This is a genomic window from Campylobacter concisus (assembly GCF_002913945.1).
GTDB lineage: Bacteria > Campylobacterota > Campylobacteria > Campylobacterales > Campylobacteraceae > Campylobacter_A > Campylobacter_A concisus_P.
The window spans coordinates 17,245-28,878 of sequence record NZ_POZK01000015.1; the positions used below are offsets into that span (position 1 = coordinate 17,245).

The window sequence follows — 11,634 nt, forward strand, 5'->3', positions numbered from 1 at the left end:
AATAACCTTAAATTATAAATCAACCTTTACTATTTATGTTAACAATCCCATCATTCTAAATAGTTTACTACGCTCACCCTTCCCCTCCTTGATAAAAATTTACCTCTTCAACTAGATCCTTTAGAATTTTTGGAGTTACTGGCTCTCCATAAGTGTTCATGGTGATCTTGTATTGTTGTTCATGCCCTACAAGGGCAGCTATATGTTCAACCCTTTGACCACTTTGAATGAGCTTGTTTATGAAAGTGTGTCTAAATGAGTGAAATGTCCTTGTCTTATCATCATCTTTTATAACTTTAGTATTGATCTTCTTTCTAAAATACTCAGAAAAGTCTTTATTATCACAGCTAAATAACCTAACTGCTTTGCCGCATTTCCTAGCTAGCTTCTTTTTATTCTCTATAAATTCAAATAGCCCAATGCTATTTAGCTTAGAGTGGATAGGAACTATCCTTACAGAGTTTCTAGTCTTTAAAGTCTTACTCTTACCTGTTTTTACATCTATTTTTGTATTTAAACTAAAGCATACTATGTTATATTTTTCAACTATGTCATCTGTGTTTAACTGTATTATCTCATTTAGTCTCATGCCAGAGTAAGCTGCTATATGAGTAACGAAAAATAGCTCATCTTTGCTAATCCTTTGACTTTTAGTGTCACCACTTGATCTAATCTTACTAACAATATCCAAAAGTACATTTACGTCACTATCTTCATAAGGGTTTTTATTTGTAACATCATCTTGGTTTATGTTTATTTGTAGATCTATAGCTGGATTCTTATCTATATAGTCACTATCGTAGCAGTATTTAAAAAACTCACTAACTCTAACAATATACTTCTTGATGGTTGATTTAGAAATTTTTGGTCTATCCTTTGCTAAAGCTATGATCTCATCTAGGCTCTTATCTTTATAGAGACTATTTTGAGAGAGCTTGGTTGGTAGTTGTAGTAAGACATTTCTAAAATTTAGTAAGTCATCTCTTTTTATCTTTTTGATGTCTAGCTCGTCGCCAAATTTCATAGACATTAACCGCCCTACATGTCTAACAAGGCCAAATGTGCTATCACTCCAGTTATTTGAAATGCTTGTGTTTGATATATAGTTTTTAAATGCGCTATTTAGCGTGACCAAGTTAGCTTTACTCTCATTTTTAGTAGAAGAGTCTAGTTTGTATCTAAGACTTTTAGCTCTATTTGAGAAGAGCTTTTGAAAGAAATTTATAGCTTCATTGAAGGTCATGCCACTAGCATCACTTGTATCATCTATCTCAAGGTCTTTAGCCTCAATGTCACTTAAAACTATGCCCTTATCTTCATATTTATCTGCCTTGTATAACTTTACCTGACCACCAAAGTTAGGATCATTTAAATTTCCATACCCAAATTTTAGATCATCACTTAGCTCATTATCTCCATCTGGCAATAACTCACAACCAAATATTCTTAGGATATCGTTTTGTGTGAGTGCGCCTTTTTGCTTAGCTAGCTCATTTATAGAATCTCTTAACTCGCAAACAGAGTGCTTTAAAGACTTTTTAGTAAAAGGCAGCACCAAATCCTGCTTTTTTAAAGCTTCTATGTCGTCTTGATAGCTATCTATGTTAGCCTCTTTAATGCTTTTTACTATTTCGTCTTTGGTGCCATCATCTAAATTTGTGCTCTTATGCTTTTTGCCAAATGGCACAAATGCCTGTTGCTTATCATTTAGTAGCTTTTGGTTTTTGCACATCTTATATGATATGTGATTTATATTATCTATCGTTGCCTCAAGCACTCTTTTGCCAAGAAGCTTTTTGGTGTGAGAGTCAGCGCAAGATAGCTTTTTGCAGATCTCATCAACCTCTTTTGATATGACACTGGGTAAGCTATCTTCTTTTAAACTCTGTTTTAAAAACAAATTTAGTGATAGTAGTCCATCTAAATTTATATATCTGCCAAGCATATCATGCTCTTTGATACTTTTGGCCTCCTTGGCTTTTAAAAGCATAAGCACCAAGTGCTCTATAAGTTCGCTGCTCAAATTCATCTTCCATGCCTTTTTGATCGCGTTAAAAATTATAGAGTAGATCTTAGCACGATTTTTTGCTGTATCAAAGCGTTTTGTGAGGAAGGAGGTTATGTATTCGGTTTTATTACCAAAATAAGGCCTCAAATATAGTGGGATAGCTACTCTAAAGTAGTATATGTCATTTCGTTTGACTAGATATTGCATCTTTGTTACCTATGCAATATAACTTTGTAGCAAAATGTAGCAGATATTTAGTGTGAAACTGGCTGTGTGACGTCTTTTTGGTGCTTACGCAAGGTTTATTTTTAAACCCTCATAAGCCGGAGGTCGGGAGTTCAAGTCTCCCCCGTGACACCAAAACATCATATTTTAGGCACTAGCAGTGATGCTTTTATTCTTTCCCTTTCTTTAAAATTTCCTTTAAGAGTGGAACACTTAGTTACTAAAGTGGGACAGTCTCTTAAAAATTCCAATGATTATAAAGCCATCACCCTTTTAATATCATAAAAAATAGATTTGCTTTAAAATTTTGTCAAGATATAAAATCTACTCAATGAAATTCTAAATATCTTCAAGAGACTTATAAAGCAACTCTTATTTAAATCACTCCCCAAAACATATCATAAAAATATTTTTACCACCTTCGTGTTTATATTTTAGGGCATGGCCGTGCTTTTTAAAAAATTGATTTGCTATGTAAAGTCCAAGACCAAGTCCAGAATTTGAAGTTTCTACTCTTCTGTTAAATGCCCTATCAAACTCAAGCCTTTCTGGCTCAAGCTCGCTACCTACGCTGCTTATACAGAGTGTACTTTTATCTATGCTGACGACTACTTTGTCGCTTGAATATTTTAAGGCGTTATCGATCAAATTTTTAACTCCAGTCGCATAAAGCTCAAAATCAACCTCAACAGCGCTTATCTCGCACCTCTATGCGGCTTGTATCTTTTAGTAAAAGCATATCTACAGAGTGATCGACGATGTCTATGACTCGGTGCTTGTTCGTTTTAAGCTCCCATTGATTAGATACTAGTTTTTCGACCTTGACAACCTCGCCAAGTATCATCTCTAGCCTTATAAAAATTTGTTTTAACCTATCTCCCACCTTATCGTCTTATAAAATTTCGGCTATCATGTCCGCCATGATCCGCCCTTTCATTATCGGGTTGCGAAAATCGTGCAAGATGTTGCGTAAAAAGAGCGCCTTAGCCTGTTTTATGGCGTCTATCTTTTGCATAGCTGTGTTAAATTCGCCAGTGATTTGGCCTATTTCGTCGTTTGCCTCTACTTGTATCAGCCTAAATTATCCTCCTCGCCTGCTCTTCTTAATCATATTTTTTAAATTTCTAAGCCTTAGCAATTTTTTCAAAACAACTATAAAAAAGGCGACCATCACGACATTTACTACAAGCCAAAGTATCCAAATGTTATGCGAAGAAATTTCTTCTAAATTTTCTAAAGGTACATCGTTTTTTGCTATCTCATCTTTGCTTGATATATTAAGCCCTGCCGCATCCATAATGCGCGAAAACATTTTTGGATCGATAGAAGAAAATATAGGCACAAAATAAAACTTCTTGTTATACCTTATCATATCAGTATACGAGTCGCTATAAATTTTCTCTCCGCCTTGTCCGATCTCAATAGGATCAAGCTCGCTGTTTTTCATACCTAGCATAAAGCGTTCATGCATCTCTTACCTGCCTTTTTGACTCAATAAAAAATGCCAAATTTACCGTAATAAGCGCTGTAAAAAAGAAAAATGATATGAGTTCGATGATAGATATATTACGCATTGATAAATTTATACCCTATACCGCGCACGGGGTGGATGAAGTGTGGATTTTAGGCTCGTCTCCTATTTTTTGACGCAAGCATCCTATGGCTACGTCGATACTTTTTAGCCATCTTTGAAATTTCGCCTGACCCAAATTTATCAAAATATCCTCTCTTGATACGACTATCCCCTCTTTTTCATAAAAGTAGATAAAGATGTCAAATTCCGCCTTTGTAAGCGCTATGGTTTCTCCATTTTTTAAGATAGTGCGTTTTTGTTTATCTACGCAAAAGGTTTTTGGCTCGCTACTAGCTTGTATCCCTTGGCGAAGTAGCGTGAGCCAGTTCTGATAAATCCAGAAAATGCTAAACAAAAAGGTATTGAAAATGGTGATCTAGTCGTTGTTTCATCAAAACATGGTAAAATTTTATGTGGCGCTGTCGTAACAGATGATGTCAGAAAAGATGTAGTTTGCGTAGCAGAGGGTGCGTGGTATGATCCACAAAATCCTGGCGAGATAGGATCTATATGTGTTCATGGCGATGTAAACGTCCTAACTATCGATAAAGGCACATCAAAGCTTGCACAAGGCAATATATCTCATACGGCTCTTGTAAATATAGAGAAATTTACAGGCAATGTCCCAAAAGTAAAGGTATTTTCAAAACCTAACGCATAAAACATATAGTGTCTGAGTCTTTCGGACACTTTTTTACAAATTTTTTTTAAATTATACTTTTATTATACTTTTTATTTAAAATTACATTTATATTTTAAACTAATCATAAAATTTTATGCAAGGAGAAAAGATGCAAAGACGAGATTTTTTAAAAGCTGCAGCAGCTACAGCTGCTGGAGCAAGTAGCTTAAACGCAACAAGTCTCATAAGCGACAACCTAATGAGCGACACGCCTGCAAAGATGAGCGCAAGCCATTTTGGTGCTATCAAAGGGCTAGTTAAAAACGGTAAATTCGAAGGCGCATTAGATGCTAGCGAGATCGACTTTTACCCAGTTAGCTTAACTCAAGGCGTGGTTGCTAGAACCTACGATCAAACTCGTATCGCGCGTCCAAGCGTGCGTAAAGGATACCTAGAAAAAGGCTATCAAAGCGATAAATCAATGCGCGGTAAGGACGAGTGGGTCGAGATAAGCTGGGAGTAGGCTTTTAAACTAGTAGCCGACGAACTAAAACGCGTTAATAAAGAATATGGCGGTAGCGCGATCTATGGCGGTAGCTATGGTTGGTATAGCGTTGGTAGCATTAACAATCCGCAAACGCTTCTTGGCCGTATGCTAAATATTATTGGCGGCTACACTACTCGTACGCTAAACTATTCGCAGCATGCTATCAGTGCGATCACGCCACACGTTGCAGGCTCTGACGAGGGTAACTCTCTTGTTACGGCGTGGCCTGTGATACTTAAAAACACCGAAGTTGTCGTCATATGGGGAGCTGACCCGATCAATACAAACCAGATCGCATGGGGAGTGCCAGATCACGAGAGCTACATTTATTTTCGTAAGTTAAAAGAGCAGATGAAAAAGCGTGGCATCAAAGTCATTACAATCGATCCAGTTTATAACAACACTGCAAACTATCTAAATTCAGAGCACATTTTCGTCAATCCAACAACCGACGTTGCCATGATGATGGCGATATGCTACGAGATGATGAGCGCTGGCGTGGCTGATGAGAAATTTCTAAAAAAATATACAAGCGGCTCAGAGCAATTTATCGCTTATCTAAAAGGCGAAGCCGAGGATAAAGTTGTAAAAAATGCGGCTTGGGCGGCAAAAATTTGCGGCGTAAGCGAGGCAGAGATTGTAAATTTAGCTAAAATTTTTGGCTCAAAACGCACCATGCTAATGGGTGGCTGGGGACCACAGCGCGCACATCATGGTGAGCAGTTTCACTGGATGATGATAACTCTTGCTGCGTTTATTGGACAGATCGGCTTGCCTGGTGGCGGATATGGCTTTGGTTACCACTACTCTGACGGCGGTTGCCCAAGCCCAGCTGCGCCAAACGGCAGCGCACTTGCACTTGCAAGCGGCTCTGCTACGACATCTACAGCTTTCCCTGGACTAGGAGCTATCGGCATCGTACCATCAACTGAGGGCGAGTGGAAAAACCGCAGCAATATCGCTATACCGGTTTCAAGGATTCTTGATTGTATAAACAACCATGGCAAAGAGGTTGATTTTAACTGCAAAAAGATCACCTATCCGACTATAAAAATGGCATACTGGGCTGGCGGCAATCCATTCCACCATGCGCCAGATACAAATTTAATGGCAAAAACATTTGAAAAGCTTGATACGTTTATCGTGCAGGATTGCTTTTGGACGGCTTCGGCTCGCATGGCTGACATAGTTTTGCCGGCTACTACCGAGCAAGAGAGAGATGACATCACAAAATCTCATACAAACAAATTTATTATAGCTATGCACAAGATCGCTGAGCCATACGAGCAAGCTAAAAACGACTACCAAATTTACTGCGGCATTTTAAAAGAATTTGGCGATAAAGAGTATATGGCATTTAGTGAGGGCAAGAGTGAAATGGACTGGATCAAGCAGTTTTATAATGCCTCAAAGAAAAAGGGCGATGATGCAAAACTTGGCATGCCTAGTTTTGATGAGTTTTGGGCGAAAGGTTATGTTGAATTTAAGGTCCCGCCTCACGCTCACGAATACGTAACTATGGCTGAGTATAGAAAAAATCCTATCATCAACCGCCTAGGAACGCCATCTGGCAAGTTTGAAATTTTGTCTAAAAAGATCGCAAAAGCAGCTTATGATGACTGCAAGGCGCACCCAACTTGGATGGAGCCGATGGAGTGGCTAGGAGACGTGGAAAAAACAAAAAAATATCCATTAAATTTAGTAACTCCGCACCCAAAATATCGCCTTCACAGCCAACTAAACAACACATGGCTTAGAAACCTTGAAGAAGTTCAAGGTAGAGAGCCTGTATGGATGCATCCAGACGATGCAAAAGCTAGAGGTCTTGAAAACGGTGATGTGGTAAGAATTTTTAACGATCGCGGTCAAACTTTAGCAGGACTTATCGTAACTAAAAACGTAAAACAAGGCGTTGTTAGAATGCAAGAGGGTAGCTGGTGGGATCCAGATAAAAACGGACTTTGCAGACACGGAAACGTAAACGTCCTAATACCAAACGAGCCAACCTCAAGCCTTGCTATGGGAAATCAAGCAACTGCACTCGTGCAAATCGAGAAATTTGAGGGTGAATTGCCAAACCTAGAGGTCTTTTCTCGGCCAAAATTTGCAAAAAAAGGATAAGAAGTGAAAAAAATAGTTATATTTTTAGGGCTTAGTGCTGCGCTTTTTGCTAACGATGCCTATGTCGGTACGCCAGCTAAAATTTTAGATAAGGTTGGTGGCAAAGAGATCGGTCAGCTTTTTGTGGGCGCAAAAGTCAAGGTATTAAAAGATAGTGGCAATTTCGCCGAAGTCGAATATAACGGCTTTGTGCCTGGCGAGGGTAATACAGCTTATGCTAGACTAGGTGTCCTAGAGAGCGACATAAGTGTTAAAAACGATAAAAATTTCAAGAAAAATGGCGTCTTAAAAGACGACTATGACAATGAATGGATCAAAGTTAGTGTTAAGGGAACGGTCGAAAAAAAGGCCTTAAAGCCAAATTTAGACGAGGTTTATAAGCCTGGCGAAGAGTTGTTTAAAGAGCGATGTGGGGCGTGCCATGCACTACACGGATATGATGAGTTTAACGTAAATGTTTGGCCAAGTGTTATAAAAACTATGATCGGCAACGCTGGACTTGATGAGACAGAAACGCAAACTTTGACTAGATTTTTACAAAGCAAAGCCCCAATAGAATAACTTTATTTGTGCTTTATTTCTATAAACTAGAAAATTTCGGCCTTTGATGGACTATATCCCCAGGCTTAGGTCGAAATTTTTCAGCAATTTTTAAATCAAATCACGGAATTGCTTTTAGACTTAAATTTACTATCAAGCCTCATCATCGATCGAGAGCTTGTAACCAAGTCCTTGAACGTTTTTGATAAGCTGCGCATAGGTTTTATTACGCAGTTTATTTATGTAGTTTCGCATAGTATCAAATGACGCTACTTTGCCACTCCACGTGAAATTTTCTATCATCTCAAATGATACGACTCGCTCTTTATTTATCGCTAGGATATGCAAAAGTCGCTGCTCAGTTCTAGTTAAAACGATATTTTTGTTCTCATTATAAAGCAACCTATCTTGCGTATCATAGCTAAATCCACGACCTAAATTTAGTCGCTTGCTAGTTTTTGCACCGTTTTTTGTGGCCATTAATATCATGATTAAAAGTTGCTGTTTGTCAAATGGCTTTTTAAGCAGGTTTGAATTTTGTATGTTGAGCGAGTTTTGTAAATTTTCATCGGTATCATAGGCCGTAATAAAAATGATCGGCACACGCTCGTCAAGCTCTCTAACTCGTTTTGCCATCGTTGTTCCGCTCATTTGGGTCATATTGATATCGGTGATGATAACATCAATGTCATTTTTGCTAAAACTCTCAAGACCATCTTGCCCGTTTTGCGCCTTGTAAATTTGCCCTACATATGGTGCAAGAAGTCCAGCCAAAACTCCTTGCAGCTGCGTGTCATCCTCAACTAAAAGTACATTTAGGTGCGCTAACTCTTTAAAAATTTCGTTCATTTTAACAGCTCTATTTCAAATTTTGTCGGGTTTTTGGCATTTGCAAGTCTTATGTCGCCACGTAGTTTTTTCTCAAAAATCAGCTTGCAAAGATAAAGCCCCATACCGGTGCCGTCGTCGCCTTTTGTGGTAAAAAACGGCTCGAAAATTTTATCTAAAAGCTCACTATCTACACCATTTGCATTATCTTCAATAGTGATAATAAATTTGCTCTCATCTTGACGAAGATTTATTCCTACATAAGGGATGAAGTTGTCGGTACTTTTTGCCTTTTTGGCCAGCTCGTCTTTTGCGTTTGTGATAAGGTTCATAAGCACATGTTTTATGTAGTTTGCATAGCCTTTAATCTCATGGGGTCCATCGTCGTATGTAAAGCGTAACTCGATATTTTTTACTTGAAGCTGTGGTCGGCAAATGTATAAAACATCATCAAGCACGTCGACTAAGTCAAATTCTTTCTCGCAAAAATCCTCTTTGTAAAAATCCCTAAAAACATCGATAGTCTCATTCATAAGCTCAACGTTCATGCGTATATTTTCAATGTTTTTTAGTGCCATTTTATCGCCATTCTTGCCGCTTAACAGCTCATGCGTATCGCTTGCAAGAAGCAAAAGCGTATTTAGAGGCTGCTTGTATTGATGTGAGATCACGCCTATCATCTCGCCAAGTGCTGCCATTTTGGAGTTTTGCAGTAAAATTTGCTCTTGTTTTTGCCTATTTTGTTCCAAACCCACTTCATGCGTAATATCGTGCGACATGATAAAAACACCCTCAAATACGCCTTGCTTGTCAAGCAGCGGCAAAAACTCTGTTTTATAAAACAGCTCGCCCTTTTTTGAGGTCAGGCCAAAGCTCTTGATTGGGTTGCTGCTGATTTGCGTAAATATGCTCTGTGTAGTTTGATTTGAGCAGAAAATATTAGAGAGTTCTTTTAAATTTTTACCGATATTTGCCTTAAATTTTAGGCCAAAAATTTTCTCAAATTCTTTGTTAATAAAGGCGATATTACCGGCTTTATCCGTGATGACAAGTCCGCCTATTGGATTTTTTGCAAAAAGATTTAGAAGGTGCTTGTTTTTATAAAATTTTCGCTGTGCCACGTAAAGACTGGCAAAGGCGCAAATGCCAAAAAATGCCAATGCCAAAAAAATACCAAGATCTTTTAGTGCTTTTTTGTTAATCTGATTGTAAATCATACCCTTGTCAAGCACGCTAACTAGCATCCATTTGCTATTTGCGAGCGTATCATATACAAAAATATAAGGCTTATTTTTGATAAAAATTTGCTCGTTTCCTTGTTTTTTAACTGAAATTTTTTGCAATACCTCTTTGGTTTGAGTGTCTGAAAAATCTAAAATTTGCCCTGTTTGATCAAGAATGTTTTTGCCATCCACCATTAAAAACGCTGAGCCATTTGCAAGCGGAAAGAGTGCGGCAAGCTCTTTTTGAAAAATTTCAAAGTCGAGATCGGCCGTCAAAACACCTATAAATTCGCCATCCTTCAAAAGCGGCGTTGAGACAGAGATGACATAGATGCCAAGCTGGCGGTCGATATAAGGCTCGGTAAAACTTGTTGCCATACTGCCTTTTGCCGCGACAAACCAAGGGTGGTCTGAGAAATTATATTGCGGCTCGATTTCGTTGCTTGCGACAAATCTGTAGCTATCCGGATATCCGGCATATACTGCTAAAAGCTACCCGTTCTAGCAACAATGCTAAGCACGCCTTTTATCGTAGTATAATCTTGTGTATAATCTTTTGTCGCAACAAATTTTGCTGTCTCCTCAAGCAGTCGCTTTTGCTGCTCGATACGCTCATTTATGATTGCCTTGTATTTTTGTACGGTTTTTATTTGACTTAAGACGGCAGAGTCGTAGGTTTGATGTTTATTCTCATTGTAGTTTGTAAAAACTAAATAAAAATATCCCACACTAACGGCAACTAATAAAATATAAAAATAAATTCGCTTGAATCCCATTCTGGCATTATAGAATTTTTAGGATAAAAGTCTGCAATGGTGACCAAAAGTTTGCTAAAATTAGCCTATACTATATCGCATAATATTACTGAGATACTTATTTTGAATTTATATTTAAGCAAAACATCATACTGGTTAAAATTAAATATAAATCCAAAGTAATTTCATAGAATCTTTTTTATAAAGCAAAATAATTCTGGAAAAACTGCACTGCTTTTTTATCAAAAATATTTCCTTGTTTGAGAAACAATTCAAAGAAGCAAAAACTGTAAAAGATGCGGTTGAAATACCAATAAATATAGGTTTTACGCTGGCAAGATGGGTGTAGGTGCTAGCCTAGTCGTCATGGGCGGCTTCACCGTAGAGCCAAGCACTGCAAATGTGTTAGATACTGACTATAACAAAATTTCTGGACTTTATGCCTGCGGTAATGTTATGGGCGGACGCTTTTTGGGTGATTATCCAGTAGTTTTAGCTGGCACTAGCCACGGAACATGTCTATGCTACGGACGCTTAGCTGATTATCAGGCTGCGGCAAACGCAAAAGGAGTACAAACATGAGCAAGGGAAAAAAATATACGATAATAGGGCTAATAGTAGCAGCTATCATTGGCTTTATAGCTTTTCATCAGATAGAAGCAGCTAGCCACAAGGCTGAATTTTGTATCTTGTGTCACAACATGCAGCCTGAGTACGATTCTTTTACAAAAGGAGATATGCTAGCTAAAAAGCATAACGACGCAAATGTAACATGCCACGACTGCCACACGCCGACCATAGGCGAGCAGCTAAACGAGGTCAGGATGTATGTGACCGGCGACTTTGAGATGCCGGCGAAACAAAGGGGCTTTAAAAATGAGCAGTGCACTAGCTGTCATAAGATAGTCGACATAAGAAAAAAGACCGCGCACTATGGCCTATCTAACCCGCACGAAGGTACTCATAACAAAGCCAATGAGATGCTACAGTGTCAGTCATGCCACGCCGTGCATCATCCGCAAAAGCTAAATACTTGTATGTCTTGCCATCCGATAGACTGGAAGGTAGATAGTAGCTGGAAGATGTATCCGCCTACTAAAAAATAATCTCCTATTCGCCTCATCTGGGGCGGATAATCTTTTATCTAAAACCTCCCTTAAATAAACACTTTTAATCTCCATTATTTTAATAT

14 protein-coding genes and 3 pseudogenes are annotated in these 11,634 nt (G+C 38.3%); 7 read left to right on the forward strand and 10 right to left on the reverse strand.

The window, feature by feature from the left end; all coding sequences use genetic code 11:
- Positions 1-73: 73 nt before the first annotated feature.
- The 6 genes from CYP64_RS02405 to CYP64_RS02415 form a co-directional block, all read right to left on the reverse strand.
- Positions 74-2,215 carry a tyrosine-type recombinase/integrase gene (locus CYP64_RS02405; protein WP_103648543.1) on the reverse strand — a complete coding sequence of 714 codons (2,142 nt, stop codon included), beginning with the start codon at positions 2,213-2,215 and terminating at the stop codon, positions 74-76.
- Positions 2,216-2,614: 399 nt separating this feature from the next.
- Positions 2,615-2,881, reverse strand: coding sequence for an ATP-binding protein (locus CYP64_RS10195; RefSeq protein WP_258032899.1), 267 nt, complete (start codon positions 2,879-2,881; stop codon positions 2,615-2,617).
- 37 nt (positions 2,882-2,918) lie between these two features.
- Entirely contained in the window at positions 2,919-3,077 is a 159-nt protein-coding gene (locus CYP64_RS10200; RefSeq protein WP_258032900.1) for a hypothetical protein, read from the reverse strand.
- A 48-nt stretch (positions 3,078-3,125) separates the two neighbouring features.
- A complete protein-coding gene (locus CYP64_RS10205; RefSeq protein WP_258032901.1) occupies positions 3,126-3,248 on the reverse strand; it encodes a hypothetical protein in 123 nt (40 codons plus the stop codon).
- A gap of 66 nt (positions 3,249-3,314) precedes the next feature.
- Positions 3,315-3,704: a hypothetical protein gene (locus tag CYP64_RS10210; protein ID WP_258032902.1), complete on the reverse strand. Its 390-nt coding sequence runs from the start codon at positions 3,702-3,704 to the stop codon at positions 3,315-3,317.
- Between the two features lie 118 nt (positions 3,705-3,822).
- The gene (locus tag CYP64_RS02415; protein WP_219809689.1) at positions 3,823-4,161 is read right to left on the reverse strand and encodes a winged helix-turn-helix domain-containing protein; all 339 of its coding nucleotides are present in this window, start codon (positions 4,159-4,161) and stop codon (positions 3,823-3,825) included.
- A 6-nt stretch (positions 4,162-4,167) separates the two neighbouring features.
- Between CYP64_RS02415 and CYP64_RS10445 the strand changes: the two genes are divergently transcribed.
- From CYP64_RS10445 to CYP64_RS02430, 5 genes and pseudogenes are all read left to right on the forward strand, one after another.
- A complete protein-coding gene (locus CYP64_RS10445; protein WP_369008328.1) occupies positions 4,168-4,467 on the forward strand; it encodes a molybdopterin dinucleotide binding domain-containing protein in 300 nt (99 codons plus the stop codon).
- A 115-nt stretch (positions 4,468-4,582) separates the two neighbouring features.
- A complete protein-coding gene (locus CYP64_RS10215; protein WP_258032903.1) occupies positions 4,583-4,951 on the forward strand; it encodes a twin-arginine translocation signal domain-containing protein in 369 nt (122 codons plus the stop codon).
- A 12-nt stretch (positions 4,952-4,963) separates the two neighbouring features.
- Positions 4,964-6,292 (forward strand): annotated as a pseudogene (locus tag CYP64_RS10220) (molybdopterin-dependent oxidoreductase); the annotation flags it as partial.
- A 333-nt stretch (positions 6,293-6,625) separates the two neighbouring features.
- The gene (locus tag CYP64_RS10225) at positions 6,626-7,096 is read left to right on the forward strand and encodes a molybdopterin dinucleotide binding domain-containing protein (protein ID WP_258032916.1); all 471 of its coding nucleotides are present in this window, start codon (positions 6,626-6,628) and stop codon (positions 7,094-7,096) included.
- 3 nt (positions 7,097-7,099) lie between these two features.
- Positions 7,100-7,657 (forward strand): hypothetical protein, encoded by a 558-nt coding sequence (locus CYP64_RS02430; protein ID WP_103648544.1) that lies wholly within the window; start codon positions 7,100-7,102, stop codon positions 7,655-7,657.
- Between the two features lie 132 nt (positions 7,658-7,789).
- Here CYP64_RS02430 and CYP64_RS02435 read toward each other — a convergent pair whose 3' ends face one another.
- The 4 genes and pseudogenes from CYP64_RS02435 to CYP64_RS02445 form a co-directional block, all read right to left on the reverse strand.
- Positions 7,790-8,485, reverse strand: coding sequence for a response regulator transcription factor (locus tag CYP64_RS02435; RefSeq protein WP_103648545.1), 696 nt, complete (start codon positions 8,483-8,485; stop codon positions 7,790-7,792).
- Complete coding sequence (locus CYP64_RS02440; RefSeq protein ID WP_315969214.1) at positions 8,482-9,708, reverse strand: PAS domain-containing sensor histidine kinase; 1,227 nt, start codon at positions 9,706-9,708, stop codon at positions 8,482-8,484. Before CYP64_RS02440 ends, CYP64_RS02435 begins: the two co-directional genes overlap by 4 nt.
- Positions 9,706-10,134: pseudogene (locus CYP64_RS10230) on the reverse strand (cache domain-containing protein); the annotation flags it as partial. The gene CYP64_RS02440 and the pseudogene CYP64_RS10230, both read right to left, overlap by 3 nt.
- Before the next feature lie 38 nt (positions 10,135-10,172).
- Positions 10,173-10,415, reverse strand: coding sequence for a hypothetical protein (locus CYP64_RS02445; RefSeq protein ID WP_141091143.1), 243 nt, complete (start codon positions 10,413-10,415; stop codon positions 10,173-10,175).
- A gap of 357 nt (positions 10,416-10,772) precedes the next feature.
- Here CYP64_RS02445 and CYP64_RS02450 point away from each other — a divergent pair.
- Together CYP64_RS02450 and CYP64_RS02455 are read left to right on the forward strand one after the other, a co-directional pair.
- Positions 10,773-11,024, forward strand: a pseudogene (locus tag CYP64_RS02450) (FAD-binding protein); the annotation flags it as partial.
- Positions 11,021-11,548, forward strand: a complete 528-nt coding sequence (locus CYP64_RS02455) for a cytochrome c3 family protein (protein WP_103648548.1) — start codon at positions 11,021-11,023, stop codon at positions 11,546-11,548. The pseudogene CYP64_RS02450 and the gene CYP64_RS02455, both read left to right, overlap by 4 nt.
- The last annotated feature ends 86 nt before the right edge of the window (positions 11,549-11,634 follow it).